General features: G+C 73.0%; 23 protein-coding genes. 10 read left to right on the top strand and 13 right to left on the bottom strand.

Annotated features, from left to right (window positions below; genetic code table 11):
• Nucleotides 1–375 precede the first annotated feature (375 nt).
• The 3 genes from QWU11_RS39225 to QWU11_RS39215 form a co-directional block, all read right to left on the bottom strand.
• Nucleotides 376–3,198, bottom strand: a complete 2,823-nt coding sequence (locus QWU11_RS39225) for a hypothetical protein (RefSeq protein WP_290119623.1) — start codon at nt 3,196–3,198, stop codon at nt 376–378.
• Between the two features lie 58 nt (nt 3,199–3,256).
• Nucleotides 3,257–3,589 (bottom strand): hypothetical protein, encoded by a 333-nt coding sequence (locus QWU11_RS39220; RefSeq protein WP_290119622.1) that lies wholly within the window; start codon nt 3,587–3,589, stop codon nt 3,257–3,259.
• A 280-nt stretch (nt 3,590–3,869) separates the two neighbouring features.
• A complete protein-coding gene (locus QWU11_RS39215; RefSeq protein WP_290119621.1) occupies nt 3,870–4,583 on the bottom strand; it encodes an SDR family oxidoreductase in 714 nt (237 codons plus the stop codon).
• A gap of 72 nt (nt 4,584–4,655) precedes the next feature.
• On the opposite strand from QWU11_RS39215, the gene QWU11_RS39210 reads away from it, so the two are divergent.
• From QWU11_RS39210 to QWU11_RS39200, 3 genes are all read left to right on the top strand, one after another.
• The gene (locus QWU11_RS39210; protein WP_290119620.1) at nt 4,656–5,450 is read left to right on the top strand and encodes a helix-turn-helix transcriptional regulator; all 795 of its coding nucleotides are present in this window, start codon (nt 4,656–4,658) and stop codon (nt 5,448–5,450) included.
• Nucleotides 5,451–5,506: 56 nt separating this feature from the next.
• The gene (locus tag QWU11_RS39205; RefSeq protein ID WP_290119619.1) at nt 5,507–6,730 is read left to right on the top strand and encodes a serine/threonine-protein kinase; all 1,224 of its coding nucleotides are present in this window, start codon (nt 5,507–5,509) and stop codon (nt 6,728–6,730) included.
• A gap of 154 nt (nt 6,731–6,884) precedes the next feature.
• Entirely contained in the window at nt 6,885–7,253 is a 369-nt protein-coding gene (locus QWU11_RS39200) for an STAS domain-containing protein (protein ID WP_290119618.1), read from the top strand.
• A 1-nt stretch (nt 7,254) separates the two neighbouring features.
• Here QWU11_RS39200 and QWU11_RS39195 read toward each other — a convergent pair whose 3' ends face one another.
• Nucleotides 7,255–8,118, bottom strand: a complete 864-nt coding sequence (locus tag QWU11_RS39195; RefSeq protein ID WP_290119617.1) for a fumarylacetoacetate hydrolase family protein — start codon at nt 8,116–8,118, stop codon at nt 7,255–7,257.
• A 63-nt stretch (nt 8,119–8,181) separates the two neighbouring features.
• Entirely contained in the window at nt 8,182–8,808 is a 627-nt protein-coding gene (locus QWU11_RS39190; protein WP_290119616.1) for a TetR/AcrR family transcriptional regulator, read from the bottom strand.
• Between the two features lie 233 nt (nt 8,809–9,041).
• On the opposite strand from QWU11_RS39190, the gene QWU11_RS39185 reads away from it, so the two are divergent.
• On the top strand, nt 9,042–9,587 hold the full coding sequence (locus QWU11_RS39185; protein ID WP_290119615.1) for an ATP/GTP-binding protein: 546 nt from the start codon (nt 9,042–9,044) through the stop codon (nt 9,585–9,587).
• Nucleotides 9,588–9,594: 7 nt separating this feature from the next.
• Here QWU11_RS39185 and QWU11_RS39180 read toward each other — a convergent pair whose 3' ends face one another.
• The gene (locus tag QWU11_RS39180) at nt 9,595–10,572 is read right to left on the bottom strand and encodes an aldo/keto reductase (protein WP_290119614.1); all 978 of its coding nucleotides are present in this window, start codon (nt 10,570–10,572) and stop codon (nt 9,595–9,597) included.
• A gap of 77 nt (nt 10,573–10,649) precedes the next feature.
• On the opposite strand from QWU11_RS39180, the gene QWU11_RS39175 reads away from it, so the two are divergent.
• The gene (locus QWU11_RS39175; RefSeq protein ID WP_290119613.1) at nt 10,650–12,059 is read left to right on the top strand and encodes a pyridoxal-dependent decarboxylase; all 1,410 of its coding nucleotides are present in this window, start codon (nt 10,650–10,652) and stop codon (nt 12,057–12,059) included.
• Here QWU11_RS39175 and QWU11_RS39170 read toward each other — a convergent pair.
• On the bottom strand, nt 12,056–12,682 hold the full coding sequence (locus QWU11_RS39170; protein ID WP_290119612.1) for a YdcF family protein: 627 nt from the start codon (nt 12,680–12,682) through the stop codon (nt 12,056–12,058). The genes QWU11_RS39175 and QWU11_RS39170 overlap by 4 nt on opposite strands.
• 46 nt (nt 12,683–12,728) lie before the next feature.
• The gene (locus tag QWU11_RS39165) at nt 12,729–13,343 is read right to left on the bottom strand and encodes a TetR/AcrR family transcriptional regulator (protein ID WP_290119611.1); all 615 of its coding nucleotides are present in this window, start codon (nt 13,341–13,343) and stop codon (nt 12,729–12,731) included.
• A gap of 127 nt (nt 13,344–13,470) precedes the next feature.
• Between QWU11_RS39165 and QWU11_RS39160 the strand changes: the two genes are divergently transcribed.
• Nucleotides 13,471–15,903 carry a DHA2 family efflux MFS transporter permease subunit gene (locus QWU11_RS39160; RefSeq protein WP_290119610.1) on the top strand — a complete coding sequence of 811 codons (2,433 nt, stop codon included), beginning with the start codon at nt 13,471–13,473 and terminating at the stop codon, nt 15,901–15,903.
• A 426-nt stretch (nt 15,904–16,329) separates the two neighbouring features.
• Here the strand turns inward: QWU11_RS39160 and QWU11_RS39155 are convergent, their stop codons facing one another.
• Nucleotides 16,330–17,205 carry an MEDS domain-containing protein gene (locus QWU11_RS39155; protein WP_290119609.1) on the bottom strand — a complete coding sequence of 292 codons (876 nt, stop codon included), beginning with the start codon at nt 17,203–17,205 and terminating at the stop codon, nt 16,330–16,332.
• A gap of 138 nt (nt 17,206–17,343) precedes the next feature.
• Nucleotides 17,344–18,534 (bottom strand): ROK family transcriptional regulator, encoded by a 1,191-nt coding sequence (locus tag QWU11_RS39150; RefSeq protein ID WP_290119608.1) that lies wholly within the window; start codon nt 18,532–18,534, stop codon nt 17,344–17,346.
• A 176-nt stretch (nt 18,535–18,710) separates the two neighbouring features.
• Between QWU11_RS39150 and QWU11_RS39145 the strand changes: the two genes are divergently transcribed.
• Entirely contained in the window at nt 18,711–20,114 is a 1,404-nt protein-coding gene (locus QWU11_RS39145) for a hypothetical protein (protein WP_290119607.1), read from the top strand.
• Here the strand turns inward: QWU11_RS39145 and QWU11_RS39140 are convergent.
• Nucleotides 20,099–20,722 (bottom strand): Stf0 family sulfotransferase, encoded by a 624-nt coding sequence (locus QWU11_RS39140; RefSeq protein ID WP_290119606.1) that lies wholly within the window; start codon nt 20,720–20,722, stop codon nt 20,099–20,101. The genes QWU11_RS39145 and QWU11_RS39140 overlap by 16 nt on opposite strands.
• A gap of 183 nt (nt 20,723–20,905) precedes the next feature.
• The gene (locus QWU11_RS39135; RefSeq protein WP_290119605.1) at nt 20,906–22,156 is read right to left on the bottom strand and encodes an ATP-binding protein; all 1,251 of its coding nucleotides are present in this window, start codon (nt 22,154–22,156) and stop codon (nt 20,906–20,908) included.
• A gap of 179 nt (nt 22,157–22,335) precedes the next feature.
• On the opposite strand from QWU11_RS39135, the gene QWU11_RS39130 reads away from it, so the two are divergent.
• The 3 genes from QWU11_RS39130 to QWU11_RS39120 are packed head-to-tail and all read left to right on the top strand — an operon-like array spanning nt 22,336 to nt 24,830.
• Complete coding sequence (locus tag QWU11_RS39130; RefSeq protein WP_290119604.1) at nt 22,336–22,770, top strand: hypothetical protein; 435 nt, start codon at nt 22,336–22,338, stop codon at nt 22,768–22,770.
• 7 nt (nt 22,771–22,777) lie between these two features.
• Nucleotides 22,778–24,097, top strand: coding sequence for an ABC transporter permease (locus tag QWU11_RS39125; protein ID WP_290119603.1), 1,320 nt, complete (start codon nt 22,778–22,780; stop codon nt 24,095–24,097).
• A gap of 40 nt (nt 24,098–24,137) precedes the next feature.
• The gene (locus QWU11_RS39120) at nt 24,138–24,830 is read left to right on the top strand and encodes an ABC transporter ATP-binding protein (RefSeq protein ID WP_290119602.1); all 693 of its coding nucleotides are present in this window, start codon (nt 24,138–24,140) and stop codon (nt 24,828–24,830) included.
• 7 nt (nt 24,831–24,837) lie between these two features.
• On the opposite strand, the gene QWU11_RS39115 is transcribed toward QWU11_RS39120, so the two are convergent.
• Nucleotides 24,838–25,641, bottom strand: a complete 804-nt coding sequence (locus tag QWU11_RS39115) for an alpha/beta hydrolase (protein ID WP_290119601.1) — start codon at nt 25,639–25,641, stop codon at nt 24,838–24,840.
• Nucleotides 25,642–25,650 lie beyond the last annotated feature (9 nt).

The raw sequence follows: 25,650 nt of genomic DNA, 5'->3' as shown, positions 1-25,650 counted from the left end.
CCAGCCTTACGGGACACGTCGCCGCGCGTAGGTCCCAGAGGGACCTGTTCGCCCGTCGGGATGAGGACGCGATCAGGGACGAACGACCCGTTTTCCCGCTATGGACGGGGGCAACGCCGCCTGGCGGTGAAACGCTCCCGGACGCCGGCGCTAGTCTTTCCGGAAGGGGGAAAGCCGTGAAACTCATGCACCGGAGAAAGGCCCGGGTAAAAGATCGCACGCCGCGCGAATCGCGCTGGGAAATGCCGCCGCTGCCGAAACCGCGGGACCGGCGGCCGAAGACACCGCGCGACCCGGACTCCAGCGACCACCGGAGGATGTGGCCGGACCTGTGGGCCCACCACCGATGCGGGCCCCACGACCGGCCGTGAGCGCTCAGCGGTGAGCGCGGGCCCAGAGCGCCGCCCAGCCGCCCGGGACGAGCCATGAGGCGGGCACGCGCAGGCCGTGTTCGGCGATCGCGAGCCAGAACGCCTCGACGTCGGCGCCCAGCTCGCGGGCGGCCACGAGAGCACGCCGCCACGGGCCGTCCGGGTCCTCCAGCGTCGTGGCGGGGTACCCGGGCACGGTGACCGCACGCGGCGGCGCCACCGTTGTGAGGTCGATCGACGGCGCCCGGCAGGCGATCATCACGATGAGGGTGCACAGCATCGGCTCGGCCGGGCGGCCCGCGACCGCGCGGGCGATGACCGGATCGTCCGCGCATGCGAGCCGTCCGACCGCCTGCCGCGTACGGCGTGCCGCCAGGTCGATCGCGTAGACGTCGGCGATCTCGGGGCGCCGTACGAGCCGGCGCAGCGTGCTGGGCAGGGGCGGCTCGCCGAGCAGCGGCCCGAAGCGGTCGCGCGCGGCCGGGGCCAAGGCCTCCACCGCCGCCGTCAGCGGACGGACCGCGCCGGCCGCCCAGAGGCGATCGAGGTCGACGGTGCCCGCCTCCAGCGCGCGCCGGCAGGCGTCGGTCAGCTTGTCCGGACCGATGCGGCGCAGCCGGACCAGGGCGGCGTCCGGCGCCGTACCCGCGAGGACGGCGAAGATCTCCAGCGTCTCCTCGCCGACCTGTTCCTCCCACGCCCGGCGGGCGAGCGTGCCGAACGCGGGAGCGGCCCCCTCGACCAGGCGGCTCCCGGAGCGCCGCCGGGCCGGCCGGGCGGGCGGGTCCTCCTCCGGCGGCACCGGATCCGGCGGGTCGGCCGCCGCGCCGGGGACGGCGGCGACCCAGTCGCGAAACCGCCCCTCCAGGACGGGTTCGGGCGCCTCGTTGAACCGCGCCGCGATCTCGTCGATCCGCCAACCGCGCCCGGCGGGCCGTAGCGGGCGGAGCTCGGCGTTGAGCAGCAGGGTGCCGTCCTCGCCGTACAGGCCGATCAGCACGCTCCGGCCGGCCCGTGCCTCGTGGACGTAGTGCCACCCGGCGATGCAGTTGCCCATGTAGTCCGACCACTCGGCCAGCGTGCGGGCGTCGCGCGCCACCCGCAGGCGCGCGCCGGTCTCCCCGACGACGGTCCCGTCCAGGGCGGTGAACGTCGACGGCACGGCGAACCCGCCGGTGAGGGACTCGGCGATCGCGGTGCCGGCCAGCAGGCCGTCGGTGAACCGCCGCCAGGCCCGTACGCCCCGGGGCGGGGCGCCGCCGAGCGCGACGAGCTGCGCGGCCCCGGAGACGGCCATCGTGATGGAGTCCAGCCGCGGCGCCAGCGGCTCGGGCTCCGGCGCCGGCGGGTCGTGGTCGAACCAGGGCGCGCCGATGCCGGGCGTGGCCCGTGCCGCGTCGTGGCCGTACACGAGGGCCAGGGCGTCGATCAGCTCCGCGTACCAGAGCAGGTCGCCGACCACCTCCACGTCCTCGGGGGCCGAGCCGGCGAGCCTGCGGTGGAGCGGCTCACGGTCGCCGAGGAGCGGGGCGCTCCACACGGGGATGCCGCCCCACTCGCCGGGCGGCCGCACGTCGCCGTAGCCGGCTCCTTCGCGCCAGCTCCGCAGGTCGGACTCCGCCCACTCGCGCAGCATTCCGGAACGGGCCTCGACCGCCTCCTCCATCAGGCCTCCGGCCGCCGCGACGACCACGAGGCCGTAGTCACGGGCGTTGGCCAGCCGCGCCCGGACGTAGTCGGCGTACTTCTCATCCTTCCGCGTCCCGTCCTTGAGCCTGCGGTGGATGTGGCGCACCTGGGCGCCCGGACGGGCCGGCAGGCCGGTCAGTCCCGGCACCGCGCGCGCCGACCGGACCGCGTCACGGCCGGGCAGCTGCGCCCGGGCCGCGGCGAGCAGCGCCTCCGAGCGGTCCAGCCCCTCTTCCAGGCCGTGGTCGGCGACCGCGACCGCCGTACGGAGCAGGGCGGTCGCGGCGAGCGCGTCCTGGAGGAGCCGGGTGTACAGGTCGTGCCAGTACCGGTCGGGCGGCGTCCAGCGCACGGCCTCGGCGAGCGACGGCTCCCGGCCGAACCTGGACCGCAGCGGATCCAGGATCAGCTCGTCCTCGTACCGGGTGCGGCGTTCGACCAGGTCGGCGAACCGGTCCCGGCGGCTCTGGCTCGCGCGGCGGCGTTCGAGCCGTGCGGTCCCGGCGTGGTGCTCGATGACCTGCGCCCACAGGTCCAGGATCAGGTGCAGCCTGCTCGGCCCCGGCACCGGCGCGAGGACCTGCCCGAGGTGCTGCGCGAGCGCCGAGGGCGGACCGCCCGGGATGAGGTCGGCGCCTTCGGGCGCGGTCAGGTCGAGCACCTGCTCCAGTTGCTCGGGCCCGAGCACGTCGCTGGCGGCCGTGGCCAGGTGCAGCGCGGCCCACCGCCCGTCGCCGATCGCCCGCGCGGCGGCGGCGCCCACCTTCTTGGTAACGTGGGGGCCGAACAGCGCCACGAGGAAACCGGCCCGATCGCCCAGGCGGCCGGCGCCGTCCAGGCCGAGGACCCGCAGCGCGGCGATGACCGCGTCCCGCTGGTCCCCGCGCGCCCCGGCCAGGCGGGCGGAGCGGAAACCCGGCCCCAGCTCGACGCCCGCGCCCGCCGCCGCGACGCCACCGGCCGCAACGAGGCGGTTCAGCTCCGCGACCGCGCTCCGTACCTGCCCCTCATCGGCCTCGGCCGGCCCGAGGGCGACGGCCGCGCCCGGCTCCTCGACCGCCTGGGGCGAACCCTCCGGCCCCGCGCTCCAGGCGCGCAGGCCCGAGGCCACCACACCACCCGCGAGCTTGATCCCCATACGGAGCATGATGACCGACTCCGGCCGCGTGGCCAACGCGGTTTCCGCGCCCCCGCGCTCAGGGGTGGACGACGAGCCAGGTCGCGACGGCGGTCGGATCGCGGAGCGGTCGCCGATGATGGGCGGCCGGGCGTAGCGAGTCGTTCACCGCGAGCGTGACGACGTCGGACGCGAAGAACTCCACGCCCGGCGTCGGCACGGGCGTGAGCCCGCGGAAGACGACCCTGCCGCCGAGCGTGACCGGGGTGACCTCCCACGACCGCCGGATCGCGGACGGGTGCTCCTGCGCCGGGCCGTCGCCCTCGGGCTCCTTCTCCGCTCCCGTATCTGGAGGTGACCTCCTCGGCCTGCCGGCCGACTTCCGGTTCTTCCCACCGCCGACCGTGGTCACCGCGTCGGCGACCGTGCCGGTAGGTCGCCGCTCCCGCCACCGAGATCACGGCGGTGAACCCCGGCGACGCGGATGGAGGCGAGGTGATCGTCCTCCGCTGCGCGGGTATGGCCAGGCCGCTGCGAAGCGATCTTCGCCGGGCCCGGCGGCGTCGCGGCGGCCACCAAGCCGGTCGAGCGCCTCGTCGCGCTCGGCCCGCGTACGAGCAAGCGCGAGGAGTTCGCGGCCCCGCGCCCCGAGCGCCAGACCGGCTTCACCGCCGCCTGAGACCGACCGCGTCTCACCACGGAACGGAGGTCCCGTCCCAGGACAGGAACTCACCGGTCGGGCCATCGTCCGGCAGCAGCGCCAGCCGGACCGCGCCCGCCGCCGCCTCGGCCGGGTCGCCGTCGCTGGCGATGGCGCGCGGGTGGAGCTCGGTCCTGCGCAGGCCGGGGGCGAGCGCGTTCACCTTGAAGCCCTCCTCGGCCAGCGCCTGGGCGTAGAACACGGTCAGCGCGTTCAGCGCCGTCTTGGAGGACCGGTAGGCCGCGCCCGAGCCGGCCGGCGGGAACTGCCGGTCCGGGCCCGTGCTCCAGCCCAGCGACCCGGTGCCGCTGGAGATGTTCACGATCCGGGGGCGGCCGGAGCGGCGCAGCGCCGGGAGGAACGCGTTGGTGACCGCGAGCACGCCGAAGAGGTTCGTCTCGTACGTGCGGCGAAAGACGTCGAGGTCGGCGTCGACCGGCCGCTCGCCGTCGAGCATGACGCCGGCGTTGTTGACGAGGATGTCGAGGTGCTCGACCCGGCGGGCGGCGTCGGCGATGCCGGCGGCGTCGGTGACGTCGAGGACCAGCAGCCGGGCGTCGCCGCCGATCTCCTCGACGGTACGCCTGCCCCGCTCGGCGTCGCGCGAGCCGACGTGAACGGTCATCCCGGCGTCGGCGAGCTGACGTGCGATCTCCTTGCCGATGCCCTTGTTGGCGCCGGTGACGAGAGCCGTGGAATTGTTCATGCTGCCGACGATGCCGCCGGCGTACCGGCCCATCCAGGTACAACCGGTACCAGGGACCCCAGGAGGTGACGAATGGCGAGACAGGAGCTGGCCCGTTTCCTGCGCGACCGCCGGGAGGACCTGCGCCCGGCCGACGTCGGCCTGCCGGCGGGCCCGCGCCGCCGTACGCCCGGCCTGCGCCGCGAGGAGGTCGCGGGCCTGGCCAACATGTCCGTCGACTACTACGTCCGGCTGGAGCAGGCCCGCGGCCCGCACCCGTCGCCGCGGATCCTGGACGCCCTCACGGGCGCGCTCCGGCTCACCGCGGCCGAGCGGGCACACCTCTTCCGCCTGGCCGGGACCAGTCCGACCCCGCCGCCCGGCCCATCCCGCCGGGTCCGCCCCTACGTGGCCGGCCTGCTGCGCCGGATGCCCGAGGCCGGGGCCATCGTGACCTCGGCGGCGTACGACGTGATCGCCTGGAACCCGCTCGCCGCGGCCCTGCTGGGCGACCTCGAACAGCGGCCCAACCTGGCCCGGCGGAGATTCCTGGAGCCCGGGCCGCCGGCGAGCTCCGGCGCCGAGGAGTTCGGCGCGATCGCGGTGGCGCGGCTGCGCGGCGCCGCCGACCGGTATCCCCACGACGAGCCGCTCGCCCGCCTGCTGGCCGAGCTGCGCGCCGGCAGCGAGGAGTTCGTCGGCGTCTGGGACACCAATCCCGTACGCGCGCCGGGCCACCGGGCCAAGACGATGGAACATCCCGGCCTCGGCCCGCTGCGGGTGAACTGCGACGTCCTGGCCGTCCCCGACGACGACCAGCAGGTCGTCTTCATCACCGCGGACCCGGGCACGCCCTCGGCTCGGGCCCTCCGGCACCTCGTGGCCTGAGTGTGGCGGACATCGGGCGCGTGCCATCGGCGGGGTGTCGGTATCGTGGCGCGACGATGACCTGGACAGTGAGCGCGGACACGGTGCTGGACGGCCGTTACCGCTTGATCGAACGTATCGCCGTGGGCGGGCAGGGAGAGGTCTGGCGCGCCGAGGACGTCAGCCTCGGCCGGCCGGCGGCGGTGAAGGTGCTGCGGTCGGAGTACGCCGACAACGCCGAGTTCCGTGCCCGGTTCCGCCGCGAGGCCCAGCACGCCGCGGGTCTGTCGCATCCGGGCGTGGCGCAGATCTTCGACTACAACGAGGGACGCGACGGCGTCGCGCCCTACCTCGTCATGGAGTACGTCGAGGGCGAGTCCCTGTCCGCGGCGATCGCCCGTGAGGCTCCGGTCGACGCGGACATCGTGGTCGAGGTCGTCGTCGCCGCCGCGGCGGCGCTGGCCGCGGCGCACGCGGCCGGGCTCGTCCACCGCGACGTCAAGCCCGGCAACCTCCTGCTCGGCCGCGACGGCTCCATCAAGATCGTGGACTTCGGGATCGCCCGCGCGGTGGACGCCATCCCGCTGACGCGGACCGGGATGCTCATGGGCACCCCGCTGTACCTCGCGCCCGAGCAGGCGATCGGGAGGCCGGCGACGGCCGCGAGCGACCTGTACGCGCTGGGCATCATCGCCTTCGAGGCGCTGACCGGCCGGCCGCCGTACGAGGGGCTCGCGACGGCCGTGCTCCTCGCGCACCGCGACGCGCCCCTCCCGCCGCTGCCCGCGTCCGTACCGTCCGGGCTCGCCGACCTCGTACGCGCGCTGACGGCCAAGGACCCGGCGATGCGGCCGGAGAACGCCACGGCCGTCGCGGAGTGGGCGACCCGGCTCCGGGCCGACCCCACGATGACGCCGCCCCCCGGCCTGGCGTGTGTCGCCGTCACGAGGCTCGACGGAGCCGGGCCGGTTCCGGACGCCGGGCGGCGCGACCACACCCAGGTCATGGCACGCCCGCTCGCCGGGCCGTGGCACCGACGGCTGGTCCCGTACGTCCTCGGCGGTGTCGCGATCGCCCTGCTCGCCGGGGTCGTGGGCTGGTTCGCCCGCCCGGAGCCGGCGCATCGGCCGGTGGCGGCGGAGCGGCGGTCGGCGGCGCCGGCGGCCTCTCCCACTCCCTCTCCCTCACACGCGAGAACGACGACGCCGCCCGTCAAACGGCCGGTTCCGGCCTCCCACCAGGCAAGGGCCAAGAACCGGGGACGGCACGGCAGGCACGGCAAGGGACACCCCGGGCACTGACGACACGGCATCCGGCCGAGCCTGTGTCACGCTCGGCCATCATGCCGGTACGCTCACGGCGAGGACGGGGACAGCCACGGACGCGTCGATCGCGTCTTTCGTGCTGCCCGGGTACCCGCCGTGTCCTCTCGGTCCGGATGGAGGGTCCCCGTACATGGACTTCGGCATCGCCCATCACCTGGTCGGGGAGATCGCGGTCGTGCAGGTGAGCGGGTGGATCGAGATCGGGTCCGCGCCGCAGATGCGCGACACGCTGATCGGCGTGATCGACGAGGGCCACGTGCACGTGGTGATCGACCTGTCCGAGGTCGTCTTCCTCGACTCCACCGGCCTCGGCGTGATCATCGGCCTGCTGCACCGCCTGCGTACGCACAACGGCTCCCTGGCGCTCGCCGGCGCGACCGACCGCGTCTACAAGGTGTTCCGCACCACGCAGCTCACCAAGGTCCTCACGATCACCGAGACCGTCGCGGACGCCATCGCCGCCGTCAACTCGGGCGCGGCGGGCGCCCAGGCACCGTGACCTACGACGCGGCCTCCCGGCTCGACCGGAGGAGCTGGCGCTGCCGGCCGAGACCGTCGATCTCCAGCTCCATGACGTCGCCCTCGGTAAGGTAGGGGAAGCGCCCGGAGAGCGCGACGCCCTCGGGCGTACCGGTCAAGATGACGTCTCCCGGCTCGAGTACGACGTACTGGGACAGGTCAAGGACGATCTGCCCCACCGAGAAGATCATGTCGGCGGTCGTGGAGTCCTGGCGCGGCTCGCCGTTGACCCAGGAGCGGAGCCCGAGGTCCTGCGGGTCCACCTCGTCGGCCGGGACGAGCGACGGTCCCAGCGGGCAGAACGTCGGGCACGACTTGCCCTTGGACCACTGGCCGCCCGACTGTTCGATCTGCAGCGACCGCTCGGACACGTCGTTGCCGATCGTGTAGCCGGCGATGTGCCCGATCGCCTCGCCGGCGGAGTCAAGGTACCGCGCGCGGTGGCCGATGACGACGGCCAGCTCGACCTCCCAGTCCGTCTTGGTGCTCTCCGGAGGGATGGTCACCGCGTCGTCCGGGCCGATGACGGTGTTGGGGTGCTTGAAGAACACGATGGGCTGTTCGGGCGGGGTGCTGCCGGACTCGGCGGCGTGCGCCGCGTAGTTCTGGCCGATGCAGATGACGGCCGCCGGCCGCGCGACCGGCGGGCCGACCCGCAGCGACCCGGCGTCCTCCAGCACCTGCAGCGCGCCGTCCCGCAGGACGTCCCGCGTACGCCCGATGCCGTCGGAGGCGAGGAAGGCGCCGTCGATGTCGCCGGTGAGCGGCGACAGGTCGTACACGGCGCCCTCGTGCCGTACGGCGGGCCGTTCCTGTCCGGCCGGCCCGAGGCGAAGAAGTTCCATGGTTCCCGCTTCCTGGTGGTGCGTTTCAGGGCGTGACCAGGGTAGGCGGGCCGGTCCGGGCGCCTACGCGGGGGCCTCCCGGCCGGGCGTGACGATGCCCGTGAGCCCGGCGCGGGTCGCGTGGCGTTCGAGGTAGCCCGCCACCAGCTCGATGCCCTCCTCGATGAGCACCGGGTCGCCGCAGAGGTCGTGTTCGAAGGCCAGCTCGAACACCCGGTCGCCGACCTCCACCGCGAGCTCGACCACCCTCGGGACCGTGCCGGCCGGCACCATGTCCGTGGCCTGCGCGAACGCGAACAGGTCGGCTGCGACCCGCTTGTTGTGCGCGCGGCAGAACTCGTGCACCGCCGGGTTGGTCCGGCCTCGCCAGTAGATGACCACGAAGGCGGGCCTCTGGTGGTAGACGGACACGAACGCCCGCATGGACGCGGTCACGAGGCTTCGTACGGAGAGAGTGCCGAGCGCGCCCACCGCCGCCGCCACCGCCGCGTCCATCTCGGCCATGTCGCGCTCCACGAGCGCCAGGAGGATCTGTTCCTTGTCCGCGAAGTACTGGTACAGGGAGGCGACCGGAATACCCGCCCGCTGCGCGATCAGGCGGGTGCTCAGCGTCGCGACGCCGTCCTGGACGATTAACTCTCCCGCCGCGTCGAGGATCCGCTCGACGCGTTCCCGGCTGCGGCGTTGCACCGGAGCCCGGCGTGTTCCCGCGTTTAGCCTTGCCGCTGTCACGCTATAAGTGTACAAATACTGAAGCTGACTCCGGTTCACCTTTATTACGGAATGGTTCACCGCCCTTATGGCATGGACACGAGGCCTGCCGCGCTTGTATCAGGCTCCCTCCGTTCTCGGGTTGCCTGATCTCCTGCCGGAAAGGGTTCTCAGTGGACTTCGCGAGCTCTAATCGGGGTGCTCCCCCCGGTATGACCTCCGTCAAGATCGTCGTCGGAGGTGGCTTCGGCGTGGGGAAGACGACGTTCGTCGGGTCGGTCTCGGACATCATGCCGCTCACCACCGAGGCCGTTATGACCGTGGCCAGCACCGGGCTCGACGACCTGTCCGCGACCCCGAACAAGAACAGCACGACCGTCGCGATGGACTTCGGGCGGGTCAGCCTCGACGAGGAACTCGTCCTCTACCTGTTCGGCACGCCCGGGCAGGACCGCTTCTGGTTCATGTGGAACGAGCTGGCCAGGGGCGCGATCGGCGCCGTGGTGCTGGTCGACACCCGCCGGGTCACCGACTCCTTCGCGGCGGTCGACTACTTCGAGGAGGCCGGGCTGCCGTTCGTCGTGAGCGTCAACGCCTTCGACGGCACGCCCACCCACTCCGTCCGCGACATCCGCGAGGCGCTCGCGCTCGCCCCGCACGTGCCGGTCGTGACCTGCGACGCGCGGGACCGCGAGTCGACCAAGGCGACGCTCATCACACTGATCAGGCACGCCCTGTCCCTGCCCGCCGGCCGCTGAGCGCGGCCTACCAGCGGTCGTGCACCAGCGGGCGGATCAGGTCGTCGTAGACGGCGGTCACGGACTCGTGTGCGCGCTCGTCCAGCGGGGCGAGCCCGGCGGCCGCGGCGTTCGCCTCCGCCTGCCGGGGCGTACGTGCACCGGGGATCACCACGCTGACGGCCGGCTGGTCGATGATCCAGCGCAGCGCGAACCCGGGCGGCGTCACGCCCTCCGGAACCACGGGCCTGAGGCGCTCGACGGCCTCCAGGCCGGTCTCGTAGTCGACCCCGGCGAAGGTCTCGCCGACGTCGAAGGACTCGCCGTGCCGGTTGAACGTACGGTGGTCGTCCGCGCCGAACGTCGTGTCGCGGTCGTAGCGGCCCGACAGCAGCCCGCTGGCGAGAGGGACGCGCGCGATGATCCCGACCCCGGCCTCGGCCGCCGCGGGAAGGACGCGTTCGAGCGGTTTGAGGCGGAAGGCGTTGAGGATGATCTGCACGGTGGCCACACCCGGCCGGGCGATCGCCGTCAGCGCCTGGTCACAGGTCTCGACGCTGACGCCGTACGCGGCGATCCGCCGCTCCTCGACCATGGAGTCGAGCGCGTCGTAGACGGCCTCGTCGGAGAAGACCTCGGTCGGCGGACAGTGGAGCTGGACCAGGTCGACGGTGTCGACGCCGAGGTTCTCCCGCGACCGGTCGTTCCAGGCGCGGAAGTTGTCCAGGGTGTACGCGGACGGCTCCTGCGGCACCCGGCGGCCCATCTTCGTGGCGACGGTGAGCCCGGTCCGCCCCTTGACGAACCCACCCACGATCCGCTCGCTGCGGCCGTCGCCGTACACGTCGGCGGTGTCGATGAAGGTCACGCCGGCGTCGACGGCGGCGGTCAGCGTCGCCAGCGCGTCGTCCTCGCCGACCTCACCCCAGTCGGCGCCCAGCTGCCACGCTCCGAGGCCGATTACGCCGACCTGCCTGCCCGTTCTGCCCAATTCGCGAAGTTCCACGGGCCAGATCGTACGGGCCGGCTTCCCGCCCGGTCGCACCGGTGGCCCGGGAGCCGCGTCGTGGCGCCGGTGTCCGGGTGACGGACGACCTGCGCCGGGCCGGCCGTACGGCCGCGGATCTGGCGGCCGGCCACCTCGCCTCCGTGCCCGACGGCCCCGTCTGGCGGCCGGTGCCCGGCGCGGACCGCGCGTGGCTCACCGACCAGCCGCTGCCCGCCGCGGGCCGCCCGCTGGAGGACCTGCTCGCCGACGTACGCGACCACGTGCTGCCCCACCCGATGGGCAACGGGCACCCGCGGTTCTTCGGCTGGGTCAACTCGCCGCCCTCGCCGGCCGGCGTCCTGGTCGCCCCGCTCGCAGCGGCCATGAACCCGAGCTGCGCCGGTGGCGAGCACGCGGGCGCCCTCCTGGAACGCACCGCCGTACGGTGGCTGGCGGAGCTGGTGGGCTTCCCGCACCGGCCGGGCGCCGGGCTGCTGACCAGCGGCGCGTCGATGGCCACCGTGATCGCGCTGGCCACCGCCCGGCAGCGGGAGGGACGCCGGCAGGGCTGGGACGTCCGCGAGACGGGCCTGTACGAGCGGAGCCCGCTGGCGATGTACGTCTCCGCCGAGGGCCACAGCTGCCTGCGCAAGGCGGCCGAACTCCTCGGCCTGGGCGGCCGGTACCTGCGCACGGTCCCGGTCGACGGCTCCTACCGGATGGACACCGCCGCCCTGCGCCGCCTCGTCGCGGCGGACGTGGCCGGGGGCGTACGGCCGTTCTTCGTCGCCGCCAGCGCGGGAACGGTGAACACCGGCGCCGTCGACCCTCTCGGCGACGTCGCCGAGGTGGCACGCGAGCACGGGCTCTGGTTCCACGTCGACGGCGCGTACGGTGCGCTCGGCGTCCTGGGCGACCCCGGTTTCACCGGGCTGGAGCTCGCCGACTCCCTCGCGCTGGACCCGCACAAGTGGCTCGGCGTCCCCGTCGACTGCGGGTGCGTCCTCTTCGGCGACCCCGCCGGGCCGCGCGACACCTTCAGCCTCGTACCGCCCTACCTGCGCGACGAGGGCGCCGACGAGCTGGGCTGGTTCTCCGAGTACGGCCCGGAGCAGACCCGCCCCTTCCGCGCACTGCGCGTGTGGGCCACGATCGCCCATCTGGGCCGCGAGGGCGTCGCCCGCCTCGTACGCCGCACCTGCGCCCTCGCGCGGACGCTGGCGGCGATGGTCGAGGCGGACGAGGAGTTCGACCTGCTCGCCCCGGCGGTGACGTCGGTCGTCGCCTTCCGGCTCCGCCCGGCGGGGCTGGACCCCCGCGAGGTCGAGGAGCTGAACCGGCGCCTCCCGGCCGCCGTCCAGCACCGGGGCCGCGCCTTTCTCACCGGCACGAACCTGTCCGGCACGACGGCCCTGCGCGCCTGCGTCCTCCACCCGGACACCACCGAGGCGGACCTGACGATCCTGCTGGAGGAGATCCGCACCGCGGCGAGGTCCCCGTCCTAGAGCTCCGAGCAGAATGGTCGTTCCGGCGCGGGATGCGGCGGGGCCCTGAGTTCGAGGCCGCGGAGGGTCCAGAGTCCGTACAGAGCCAGCAGCGGTTTGACGGCCGTCCACTCGCCGGGGCGGTAGTCGTCCGCGCGCGCAAGCCTCTGGGCGAGATCGGGGCGCTGCCGCCGCAAGTACGCGCGGGCCTTGAGCGCGTGAGCCGGCTGGGAGACGATCTTGATGCGGTCGGCGTCCTCGAGCAGGGGGATCACGTTCGTGATGTTCTCCCATGTCGTCACGCTTCGGTCTTCGAGGAGCACCACGCCGTCGAACCCGAGCACCGACCTCGCGTAGTCGGCCATCAACCGGGCCTCCGCGGCCCCGCCGCCGGCCGCACCGCCGCTGAATATCACCCAGGTCTCACGCGCACTGCCGGCGGCGATGGAGCGGATGCCGGCACGGACTCGCCAGCGGTTGACGAAGTTCGCGGTCGCCTGGGGGTTCCGGTGGCCCAACACGACCACGGCCTCGGCGGCGCCCCCATTGTTCGGCGCGAGGGCTCGAGACCAGCGCCAGTTCACCCACTCACCCCAGGCCAGGACCGCGGCCCCGCCGACCAGCAATCCAGTCCCTCGCCGCATCCAGCGACCCTAGAGCACCTCGGTGAGGGACGGGGACGCCGCCTTCTCAGGCCTGGACCTGGACCGCGCGTGCGTCGTCCGCGGGCCGGCCGGACGGAGCGTCGCAGGTCGTGTCCGAGACGAGCTCCAGCGCGAGCGTGAGGCCGGCGGCGTGGCGTTCTTCGAGCGCCGTGCCGGTGTCCTGCAGCACGAACGTGGCGGCGTTGATCGACATCAGCGCCATCGTCGACTTGAGCCGGATGAGGGGCGAGGCGTCCGGCGGGGTCAGCATGCGGATCATCGTCTGGAGGCGGGCGTGGAGCTTCTCGGCCACGGCCAGTTCGCGCATGGTCGCCTTGCTGTCCTGGATCAGCCGCCGCATGCCCGGGGGCCACTGCCGGGTCAGGCGGGCGTATCGTTCGACCAGCTCCCGCCGCGTCTCCAGCGTGTGCGGCTGCTCGCCCAGCCAGGCGATCGTCTCGTCCATGTCCGCGAGGAGGCTGTCGAACAGGCTGACGACGATGTCCTCTTTGGTGTTGAAGTGGTAGTACAGCGCCGCCTTCGTCACGTCGAGCCGCTCGGCGATCTCGCGGAGCGAGGTCTTCTCGTAGCCGTGCTCGGCGAACAGTTCGAGCGCGACCGCCTGGATCTTCTCGCGGGTGCCGCTCCGTCGTTCGCCCATCGTGGTCCCTTCCCGGAATGCGAGCTTACTTGACGCCCGGCTAGTTCGTAGCTTACCGTACGACAAGTAAGTTAGCTAGCCGGGCGACAAGTAAGTAACTCGGCGCCCGAAGTTGGGGGTAGACGGAATGTCGGTCACGAACACAGTGGAGTCCGCGCCGCCGGACACCGCGCCGCCGAGGAGCGCGCGCTCGCTGTACATCGCGATGATCGGGCTCATGCTCGGCATGTTCCTGGCCATGCTCGACAACTTGATCGTCGGCACCGCGCTGCCGACGATCGTCGGAGATCTCGGCGGAATCGAGCACCTGTCCTGGGTGGTCACCGCGTACGCGCTGGCGACGGCCGCCGCGACGCCGATCTGGGGCAAGCTCGGCGACCTGTACGGCCGCAAGGGCATGTTCATGTCCGCGATCGTCATCTTCCTGATCGGCTCCGCGCTCGCGGGCCTGTCGCAGAACATGGACCAGCTCATCGGGTTCCGCGCGCTGCAGGGCCTGGGCGCCGGCGGCCTGATGGTCGGGGCGATGGCGATCATCGGCGACCTCGTGCCGCCCCGTGAGCGCGGCAAGTTCCAGGCGATGATCGGCGGCATGATGCCGCTGGCGTTCGTCGGCGGCCCGCTGCTCGGTGGTTTCCTCACCGACAACCTGAGCTGGCGCTGGGCGTTCTACGTCAACCTGCCCCTCGGCGTGCTGGCGCTGCTGGTGACCGGGCTCGGCATGCGGCTGCACACCCGCCACGTCAAAGCGAAGATCGACTACATCGGGGCGACCCTGCTGACCGTCGGCATCGTGGCGCTCACGCTCGTGGCGAGCTGGGGCGGCACGGAGTACCCGTGGGTCTCCACGCAGATCATCGCGCTCGCGGTGGTCAGCGTCGGCGCGCTCGCCGGCTTCGTGTACGCCGAGGGCCGGGTGCCCGAGCCGATCCTGCCGCCACGGCTGTTCCGCGAGCGCAACTTCACGGTGGCGCAGATCCTGAGCTTCCTCGTCGGGGCCGCGATGTTCGGCGCCGTGAGCTTCCTCCCGCAGTACATGCAGTACGTCCAGGGCGCGTCGGCGACCACGAGCGGCCTGCTCCTGCTGCCGCTGATGTTCGGAATGCTCGCGGTCATGCTGACGACCGGGCAGCTCATCACCCGCAACGGCCGGTACCGCATCTACCCGATCATCGGCGGCGCCGTGCTGACCGCGGGCATGCTCCTCCTCGTCCTGCTGAAGGTCGACACCAGCACGGTGGCGAGCTCCGCGCTCACCGCCGTGGCCGGCCTGGGCATGGGCTTCATCATGCAGAACACGATGCTGGTCACCCAGAACAGCGTCGAGCTGCGCGACATGGGCGCGGCCAGCGGTTCGGTCACGCTGTTCCGGACGATCGGCGGCTCGCTCGGCGTCGCCCTGCTGGGCTCGATCTACACCAGCCGGCTGAAGGACTCCCTCGTCGACCACCTCGGCCCGCAGGCCGGCCACGCGCTGACCTCGGGCGGCGGCGTCCACGTCACCCCGGGCGCGCTGCACACGCTCGCGGCGCCCGTACGGGAGGCGTTCAAGATCGGTGTCACCAACGGCCTGCACGGAACGGTCATCGGCGGCGCGGTCCTCGCCTTCGCCGGGTTCATCGTCGCCTGGTTCATCCGCGAGGTGCCGCTGCGCGGCAGCGCTCCCACGCCGGCCCCGGCCGGAGGCGGCGGACGTCACGCCGCGAACGCCGTGCCCGAGCCGGTCCTGGTCGCGGCGGAGGCGGGAGCCTCCCTGGCGACGCCCCCGGCGTACGCGCCGATGGGCGGCCGGGAACCCCTCGGCGGCGGGCTCATCCGCGGTTCCGTCCACCGGGCCGACGGCGTCCCCGCGGGCAACGCGGCGCTCACGCTGATCGACGTCGACGGCCACCAGGTCGGCCGTACGACCACCCAGGACGACGGCCGGTACGGGCTGGAGGCGCCGGACCACGGCACGTACGTGCTGGTCGCGGCGGCGGGGGAGCTCGCTCCGCACGCCGCCACCCTCGTGGTGGGCGACCAGCCGGTCGACCTCGACCTGGTGCTCACCGGGTCCGGCGGCCTCATCGGCACCGTGCACGACGCGGAGGGCGAGCCCGTCCGCGACGCGCGGGTCGTCGTGACGAACCTGCGCGGCGAGGTCGTGGCGACCGGTACGTCCGGCGCCGGCGGCGCCTACGCCTTCCCCGAGGTGACGCCGGGCGCGTACACGCTCGCCGTCAACGCGGAGGAACACCGCCCGGCCGCGGTCCCGGTCGAGGTCGGCACGGAGCGGACCCGGCAGGACATCGCGCTGCCGCCCGGCGGCCGGATCAGCGGCGTCGTACGCGCCGAAGGGCGCGGGCCGGTGCCCGACGCCCGGGTGACCCTGGTCGACGCGGCGGGCAACGTCGTCGGCGTCGCGACCACGGGTCCCGACGGCGAGTACGCCTTCGCCCACCTGACCGGCGGGCCGTACACCGTCACGGCCGCGGGCTATCCGCCGGCCGCGAGCGCGGTCACGCTGAACGGCCACGACGAGGACGGGTTCGACATGTGGCTCGGCCACTCCGCCGGCTGAGACGGGCACCTGGCGGCCACGGCGGATCCACGCCGTGGCCGCCGGCCCCGCTTCTGCCGGAAAGCTCGACGCCTTCGAGGCCGGCCGCCAGACGGCTCGCCCGGACCTCAGGCGGGAAATCTCGCCCCGGTCCGGGAAGCGGCCCAGAACATGGGTGGAATCGGTGCGCTGAGTGGCGTTCACGCACGAGCCCGGCGTCCTTGAGACGGGCCGGCGCGAGGTCGAGCAGGCGGGCCGCGCGATCGCCCGGGGTGAGACGGTCGCGGAAGCCGGCCGGCGCGCTGTGGTGGAAGCCGGGATCATCCCACCGGGAGCGGCTCGCCGGGCCGGCGGCTCTCGTCCCCAGACCCGGATCACCTGACCCAGGTCGTCATCGTGACAGTCGCGCAACCGCCACGTCACCGCCGGCCGATGACCCGAACGGTCTCAGGGGTGTCGTGGCCGCCCGTTGGCGAGGCCCGGGAACTGGCGCCAGCCGAGTGACTCGATGAGCCTGACCACGTCCGGCGGCAGGTGGTCCAGGACGAGGCCGTGGCCCGGCTGCGTGCGCAGGGCGTGGGTGACCAGCAGGGTCAGCGTGGCCAGGTCGAGGAAGCGTACGTCGGTGAAGTCGAGGTGGATGTCGGTGTTCGCCTCGCCGAGCGCGGTGAGCGCGGCCACGAACGGGGGGTGGCGCGCCGCGTCGAGCTCTCCGCTGAGGCGCAGGCCGACCGGCGTGTGGGTGCGGGTGATGCGTAACACGCCGTCGTCGAACTCGGGGTTGGGCGTCACCCGGATCCGGTGGGTGTCGTTCAGTGCGCTGAGGTGCTCCGGGGCGCAGCGCGCGCGGTCGAGCTGGCAGATCGCCATGATCTCGGCGCCGGGCGTGATCGCCGCGTCGAAGCCCGCCTCGCTCGCCAGCATCAGGGGGTATCCCCCGGGCTGGCCGAGCACCCAGCTCATGTCCGCGGTGAGCCGCACGGCGGCGTAGCCCTGCTCGGCGGCCAGGCTGATCTCACGCCCGATGACCATGAGCATGCGGTCGGGGTCGAAGCGGCCCCGGGTCAGGCAGGCGGCGCCGCGGGGAATGACCCGTAGCTGGCCGGTGCCGGCGAGGCGGTCGGCGTCGCAGCGGCCGGCCAGGCCGGGGAGCTGCCGGGGGCCGCCGCCGCTGATGTAGATCACCTTGTGGCGCGCGTCCAGGCCGTCGTGCAGGAACGGGCCGATGACCTGGGCCTGCTCCTCGGCCGTGGTGAAGGAGAACGCCGCGTGGTCACCTGGGCGGATCTGACTTACCGGCCGCTCGGCGATCCTGCTTCCCATATCCGACCCATCGCGGTAGTTGTGCGGCTACTGCCCGTGAGCATAACGCAGGACACGGACCGCTCTCACGCGACCTGCCACCCTGAGTTCCAGCGGCACTTCCGGCCCGGTCCGCGACCGCGGAAACGGACGTCCGTGTCACCCGGGAACGGCCATCCGGCGCAGCCGCTCGTCGACGGCCTCTTCGGAGAAGACCTGTTCGAGGACCATGAGGCGGGCGCCCTCGACGCCGGCGCGGTCGCCGAGGGCGCTGGTGGCGACGAGCAGGTCACGGGTCGCGCGGGGGACGGTCCGCTCGTACAGCACGGTGCGCACGCCGTTGAGGAGATGCTCGTGGGTACGCGCGACGTCGCCGCCGATGACGAGCACCGAGGGGTTGAGCAGCGCGACCGCGGTGGCGAGGACCTCGCCGAGCAGCCGCCCGGCCGCCCCGACCATCGCGATCGCCTCGGACCGGCCGGCCTCGACGAGCGTGACCACGTCGCGGGCGGTACGCGCCGGGATCCCCTCGGCGGTGAGCCGCCGGGCCAGCGCCCCGCCGCTCGCGTACGCGGCCAGGCAGCCCGACCCGCCGCACGGGCACGGCGCCTCCTCCGCCGGGCCGCGCATCCGGATGTGGCCGATGTCGCCGGCACCTCCGGCGACACCGCGCTCGGGCCGCCCCTGCAGGATGAGGCCCGAGCCGATCCCGGTGCCGACCTTGACGAACAGCAGGCCGTCGACGCCCGGATAGGTGAGCCGCTGCTCGCCCAGCCCCATGAGGTTCGCGTCGTTGTCCACGAACACCGGGGCGCCGAACGCCTCCGCCAGGCTCTCGCGGACCGAGTGGCCGTGCCAGCCCGGCATCATCGGCGGGTTGCGCACCCGGCCGGTGGCGAAGTCGACCGGGCCCGGGAGGCCGACGCCGATCCCGCAGACGTCCCCGGCGTCGCGCCCGGCCTTCCTCAGCAGCCCGCGGAACGTCTTCTGCACGACGCCGAGCACCGGGCGCGGGCCCTCGTCGACGGGCAGTTCGCGCGTCGTCTCGGCGCCGACGTTCCCGGCGGCGTCGGTGACCGCCATCCGGGCGTGCGTCGCCCCGAGGTCGGCGGTCAGGATGAACTTCCCGGTCTCGTCGAAGGCGAGGATCCCGGATGGCCGGCCCATGGCCCCGGCACGCCGGGCCTCCGAGCGCAGGTAACCCGCCGCGTGGAGCTGCGACAGCCGGAGCGTCAGGGTCGACCGCGAGAGCCCGGTGAGCTCCTGCAGCTCACCGCGCGTGCTCACCTGGCCCGAGCGGATCATCTGCAGGATCCGCCCGGCCGACGCCGGAACGCCGCTGCGCGTCATCGTCTCCCCCAACCGTTCTCAAGCGAGGCGGTCGCTCCGCAAAGCTGTTTGTTGCGTATCGCGAAACGCCGAAACATGGCCGTAACATGTCCCATGATGACTGATGAGTACGCGACTTTTGTCCGATCATCGGCCATAAGTTGGATTTACACCTCTACGACCTGAAGGGAGGCGACATGGACCATGCCGTACGCTTCGCGGGTCCCGGCTCGCTCATGAGCACGGACATCGGCCACCGCGACCTGCGCCGGGCCGCCGCCGGCACACTGACCGGAAACTGGACCGGCACCGCCACGCTCCCGTCCCGTACGCAGTATCCGCACCAGTGGAGCTGGGACTCGGCGTTCATCGCGATCGGGCTGGCGCAGGTCAGCCAGGAGCGCGCACAGCACGAGCTGCTCAGCCTGCTCGGCGCGCAGTGGGGCGACGGGCGGCTGCCGCACATCGTCTACAACGACCGGGCCGACGAGGCGTACTTCCCCGGGCCCGGCTTCTGGGCCAGCCGCCGCGTGCCCGGCGCGCCAGAGGTGAGCACGTCCGGCATCGTCCAGCCTCCGGTGCACGCGCGGGCGGCGCTGACCGTCTTCACGCAGGCCACGGACGAGGCCGGCGCCCTGCGGTTCCTCACCGAGGCGTACCCGAGGCTCGCCGCGCAGCACCGCTACCTCCGGCAGGACCGCGACCTCGACGGCGGCGGGCTGGCGTGCATCGTCCACCCGTGGGAGTCGGGCATGGACAACAGCCCGGCCTGGGACCCCTTCCTCGCCGGGCTCGACCTGTCACAGCCCTTCGTACGCGAGGACCTCCACCACGTCCCGGCGGCCGAGCGGCCCAGCGACGCCGACTACTCGGCCTACGTCGCGCTCGCGGAGAACTACCGCGACCTCGGGTACGACGACGGCCGCCTGTTCGCCAAGCACCCCTTCACGGTGGAAGACCCCCTGTTCAACGCGATCCTGCTGGACGGCGAGCTGTGCCTGGCCGAGATCGCGCGTCTCCTCGGCCGCGACCCGGAGCCGCACCGGGCGGCGGCGTACGCCATCCACCGGGCGCTCCTGGCGCGGCTCTGGGACGAGGACCTGGGCACGTTCGTGGCCCGCGACGCGCGAACCGGCGAGTGCGCGACGGCGGTGACCGTCGCCGGTTTCGTGCCGCTGCTCGACCCGTGGCTGCCCGCCGCCGTACGCCGGCGGCTGATCGACCTGCTGGTCTCCCCCGCCTTCCTCGGCGGATGCCGGTACCCCGTGCCAACGTACGACCTGCGTTCACGTGACTTCGAACCGCACCGCTACTGGCGCGGGCCGGCCTGGGTGAACACCAACTGGCTGGTCTGGATCGGGACGCTGCGCGCGGGCCGCCCGGACGTCGCGCGGACCGTCCGCGCGGCGACGCTCGAACTCATCCAGCGGTCGGGCTTCCGCGAGTACTTCGACCCGCTGGACGGCTCCGGGCGGGGCGCGCACGACTTCAGCTGGTCGGCCGCGCTGACCCTGAACATGCTGGCGGCCGGCGACGGCCCGGGACACGCCGCCGTACCCCTGCCGGCGCCCGGACGGCCGGTGGGCTATCCGAGGTCATAACTCCCGTAGCCGGGATGTTCGGCCAGCCAGCGGCCGCGGAGCTCGGCCGAGCGTTCGTTCCGCTGTTTGACGAGTTTGGTGCCGACCGTGAGCTCGTGGGCCGAGGCGGCCTCCTCGCCCATGATGGCCGTGACCGCGCGCCGGAGCTCGGCGGCCGGCTCGCGCTCGAGGTCCTCGTAGCGCATCTCGACCACCGCTCGCATGCTGGTCGAGGCGGCCATTCTCAGGCGGTGCCGGCACCAGTCGAGCCACGTCACGTTGTCGGAGATCATGACGTTCAGCACCTCCCAGTCGGGCAGCACGACCTGCTTGGCCGACTCACCGGTCCGGCGGTGCCACTCCTGGTTGAGGCCGGCCAGCGTGAAGGAGACGGCCGCCGCGACCGTGTCCTCGCGGTAGAGGTGGATCATGGTGAAGTCCTCGCCGAACAGCTCGGCGAGCAGGCGCGCGTCGGTCGCGGCCGGCAGGCCCGCGTGCTTCTTGAGCACGTCGAGCCAGTGGATCATCACCTTGGAGCCGAAGTAGTCGCCCGGAGTCTCCTTTCTGGCCCCGGCGAGAACGTCGGCCGGATGCCAGTCGCCGCCCTCTCCGAGGAAACGCAGGTTCAAATGCTCTTCCGGAGCGCCTAACGCGTTTCGCGCCAGCATGTCGGACAACATGCTACTTCCGGAACGTACGTGGGTCAGGATGACAAACGTCTTGGACATGCGAATCCACTCCCGTAACATCGCCCGATTTGGGGTAATTTACAGCGCAGACCGCGTGTCAATCCAACGGCCGGAAAGCCTTTTTCACCGGGACTGGCGCTCGGAGCGTACGAGCCCGTTACCCCGGTGGGCGCCCCGCCCGGAATGACGGCCGGCGGCCTGGGAGACGGCGAAGGAGACCATGATCCGGAGCCCGCCGTGCGGCCCCGGTCGTACGTCGAGGAGCGCGTCGTGCGCCTTGGCGACGGCGGCCACGATCGACAGGCCGAGGCCCAGCCCGTCCTGGACGCCCGACCGGCCGGCGGCCATGCGCTGGAAGGGCTGGAGCAATCGCTCGATCTGGTCGGCGGGCGTCACCGGGCCGGTGTTCGTCACCGTCAGGACGGCGCTTCCGCCGACGGTCACGTCGACCGTGCCGTCGGGCACGTTGTAACGCAGGGCGTTGTCAACGAGGTTGGCCACGAGGCGTTCGGCCAGGCGCGGGTCGCCGGACACCTGGACCGGCGTGAGGGCGGCGCGCAGGTGCAGCCCCGCGTGCTCCGCGTGCGGCCGGGCCGCCTGGAGGACACTCGCGGCGACGGCGCCGAGGTCGAACACCTGCCGGTGGTCCAGCCCCCGCTGGCTCCGCGCCAGCGTGAGGAGCGCGTCGATCAGGCGCTCCTGCTGGCGACTGGAGGCCAGCACGTCTTCGCAGGTGGAGCGCAGGGTCTCGGCCGTCGCGGCCGGATCGGCGAGCGCGACCTCGAGCATGGTCTGTTCGAGGGTGAGAGGCGTGCGCAGCTCGTGTGAGGCGTTGGCGACGAATCGCCGCTGTGCCTCGAAGGCGGCCTCCAGCCGGGCGAGCAGGCCGTCGATGGTGTCGCCGAGTTCCTTGAGCTCGTCGCGCGGGCCCTGCACGGCGAGCCGTTCGTGCAGGTTGTCCTCGAAGATCTGCCGGGTGCTCGTGGTCATCGTCCGCAGCGGCCGCAGGATCCGGCCCGCGACGAGCCAGCCGAGCCCGACGGACAGGATCACCGTGATGACCAGGGCGATCACCGACTCGGTGAGGAACTGGTGCAGGTCGGCCGCGCGCTGCGCCGTCTGCACCGACTCGTGCGGCGCCTTCCCGGTGCTGACGCCCGCCGAGCCGCCGGTCGTCGTTCCGGTGCCGCTCAGTCCCTGGGTCGTGTGCCGGGCGGGGAACTCCGCCACCGCGAGGAGGTAGGTGATGCCGATCAGGGCGGCCCCCGACGCGAGGAAGAGCGCGCCCTGCAGGAATGTGAGCCGGAGCCGGACCGTACTCCGGCGGGGACGCAGTAGCCGGAGTAATCCGCGAGATGATCTGTGGTCGGGCATCGGCTTCCTTCAAATGCGGCCATAGCCGGGTGATACGCGCATGTCAAAGGCGAAATCGCCGGTCACCACAATGGCAGATCATGCATAACCGCGTAATAACACCGCACGTTACGACCGTGGTACTGACCGCGCCGTAGCGTCGCCTTCAGCGAAGCACCCCACGGAAGGGAATCAATCCGATGACCACCGACCCGATCACCCGGCGGCGCACGTCACTGGCGCTCGCCGGCCTCGCCGCGGCCGGGATCGCCTTACTCTCGGCCGCCTGCGGAACCGGCGACGGACCGGCCCGTGCGGTCGCCGCCAAGGCCGCGGACACCTCCGCGCCCCAGGGCACCGCGGCGCCCGGCCAGAACTTCAACACCAAGAGCAAGGCCGAGGGCAGCCACAACGCCGGACCGGGCGCGTTCACGAAGGAGTTCGCCCAGTGCATGCGGGACCACGGTGTGGCCCGGTTCCCCGACCCGAACGGCAAGAGTGGCCGGCTCGGGCCGGACAGCGGCGTCGACGCGGCCTCCTCCGGCTACCTCGCCGCGCTGAACGGCCCCTGCAAGTCGCTGGCACCGCCCGCGTGGGTCCAGTCGGGGCCCGGCTCGGTTCCGGGCGGCCAGTGACCTCCGCATGTTCTTCCTGACCTACCTCGGCCATGAACTGCTCCGGCGCAAACGTCAGACGATCGTCATCGCCCTCGGGCTCGCGGTCGGGATCGGCCTGGTCATGACCGTCACCGCCGCCTCGAACGGCGTGCGCCGGGCCCAGGCGCAGGTGCTGCACTCCCTGTACGGGCTCGGCACCGACGTCACGGTCACCACGACGCCGCCGAAGTCCGGATCGGGCAAGGCCCTCGGTGCGGCTCCGGCGGCAGCGGCGGGGCGGCGGGAGTTCCTCACTCCGCCCCAGGGGCTCGGCGTGCTGGACGCGGCGTCGGTGCCGGCCGTGGCCCGGCTGTCCGGCGTCGCGTCCGCCGCGGGCGGTCTGACGCTCGTCGACACGGCGCTCGACCCGCCGAAGCCCGGGGACGGCGGGCCGCGGTTCCCGATGCCGGCGAGTTTCACCGTCGAGGGCGTCGATCCGCACCGCACCGGCCTCGGCCCGTACGCCTCCACCACGATCGGCTCGGGGCGGTCCTTCACGGCCTCGGACGCGACGGCGTACGTGGCCGTCGTTGACTCCTCGTACGCGAGGACGCACGGGCTCAGGGCCGGCTCGACGCTGACCGTCGCCGGCCGGGGCCTCCGCGTCATCGGGATCACCGCGCAGGGGCAGAGCAGGGCGAACGTCTACGTTCCGCTGGCCACCGCCCAGGGCCTTGCCTCCTCCCCCGGCCTGAAGACGCTGAGCGGTCACGTCGACGCCATCTACGTGAAGGCGGCCGGCCGCGACTCTCTCGCCTCGGTGCAGAAGGAGATCTCCGTGCTCCTGCCGCACGCCACCCTGACCTCGTCCTCGAACCTCGTCGGCGCCGTGGACGGCTCCCTGGCGAGCGCCGCCGAACTGGCGAGCGGGCTGGGCCGGTGGCTCGCGGCCGCCTGCCTGGCGGCGGCCTTCGCGGTGGCCGGCCTGCTGACCATGGCGTCGGTCACCCGCCGCGTACGGGAGCTGGGCACCCTGCGGGCGCTCGGCTGGCGCGGGCGGCGGATCGTGGCCCAGCTCATGGGCGAGTCGCTCGTCACCGGAGTGGCCGGCGCGGCCCTCGGCGTCGCCCTCGGATTCGCCGGAGCCGGGCTGGTCCGGCTGATCGCGCCGGAACTCTCGGCGACCGTTCCCACGAGTCCGGGCGACTCCCGCGACGTGGCCGTTCACCTGACCGCGCCGATCACACCGGCCGCGATCCTGCTGGCCGTCGTGCTCGCGGTCGCGGGAGGCCTGGTCGCCGGCGCCCTCGGGGGCTGGCGGGCCGTACGGCTCCGACCTTCTGAGGCGCTCGGCCGCATCGGATGACCAGCGGGTACGCCCCGCGCAGCGAAGGAGAGACACCCCCGTGTACACACTGACCGGCGTCACCAAGACGTACAAGAAGGACGGCGGCACCGTCGCCGCGCTGCAGGACGTCGACCTGGAGATCGAGGACGGCGAGTGGCTCGCCATCCAGGGCCGTACGGGCCATGGGAAGAGCACGCTGCTGAACGTCCTGGGCGGGCTCGACCGGCCGACCGCGGGCACGGTCCGGCTCGACGGCCACGACCTGACCGCGATGCGCGAGCGGGAGGTCGGCAAGATCCGCGCCACGACCATCGGGTTCGTCTTCCAGACGTTCAACCTGATCCCGACGCTGTCGGCGGCCGAGAACGTCGAGGCGGCGCTCATCCCGCTCGGCATGCGCTCGGCGGAACGCCGGCGGCGGGTCGGCGAGGTGCTCGACAGCGTCAAGCTCGGCGACCGGGCGCACCACCTGCCCTCCGAGCTGTCCGGCGGACAGCAGCAGCGCGTCGGCATCGCCCGCGCCCTGGCCAAGCGGCCGCGGGTGCTGCTCGCCGACGAGCCCACCGGCAACCTCGACGAGGACACGCGGGACGACATCATCACACTGCTGGAGACCATGCACCGCCGGCACGACCTCACGCTCATCCTCGTCACGCACGACAGCGCCCTGGCCTACCGCGCCCCGTGCGTGGGCGTGATGCGGAACGGCCGGCTGTCGATCCGCAGGAACACCGGGAGGCTCGCGCCGTGAGGCCGCCTCAGTCCTCGCGCAAGAAGCCGATGACGGCCGCGTTCACCGCGTCGGGCTCCTCGAGGTAGCCGTAGTGGCCGCAGCCGGCGATCTCCTGGTACCGGCCGCCCGGGATGGCGCCGGCGAGCTCGCGGCACAGCTCCGGGCGCACGATCAGGTCGTCCGCGAAGCCGATGACCAGGCAGGGGCAACGGATCTCCCCGTACGCCGTAAGGCGGTCGGGGATCCGCTCCAGGCCGAGCTGTCCCGGCACCGAGGACAGGTCGATCGCGGAGAGTTCGAGGATGTCGAGCCAGTCGCGCAGCCGCTGCTCGTCGGCGAGCGTGCGCGGCGAGAGGCTCTGCATCGCGTGGGTGAACGCGGTGTACCGGGGCGGCGGTTTGATCCCGCTCGCGCACATCTCGATCTCCGCGTCGGACATGGCGACGGCCAGCGCGTCCGACCTCCCGCGCGTCGCCATGAGGACCGCCCGGCGTACGAGGTCCGGCCGGGCGAGGAGGAGTTCCTGCACGACCATCGCGCCGAGGGAGAACCCCACGATCCGGCACGGGCCGATCCCGAGGTGCTCGATCAGCCCGGCCGTGTCCGCCACCATGTCGTGCAGGGTGAACCCCTCGGGGCCGGTGTCGGTCGGCGGGATGCCGCGATTGTCGACGGTGATGGGGCGATAGCCCGCCGCCCTGAGCGCGGGAACCTGGTGGGTCCTCCACACGCGCCCGGGGGCGCCCGTCCCGGTGACCAGGACGACCGGCTCCCCCGAGCCGTAGTCGTCGAAGCTCAGATTGACCCCGTTGATCCGGACTACCGCCATCCCGTGCCC

Origin of the sequence: Actinomadura sp. DC4 (assembly GCF_030406325.1) — a bacterium.
Taxonomy (GTDB): Bacteria; Actinomycetota; Actinomycetes; order Streptosporangiales; family Streptosporangiaceae; genus Actinoallomurus.
The sequence above is the reverse complement of the archived record's forward strand: the minus strand, read 5'-3'. Positions and strand labels throughout refer to the sequence as shown.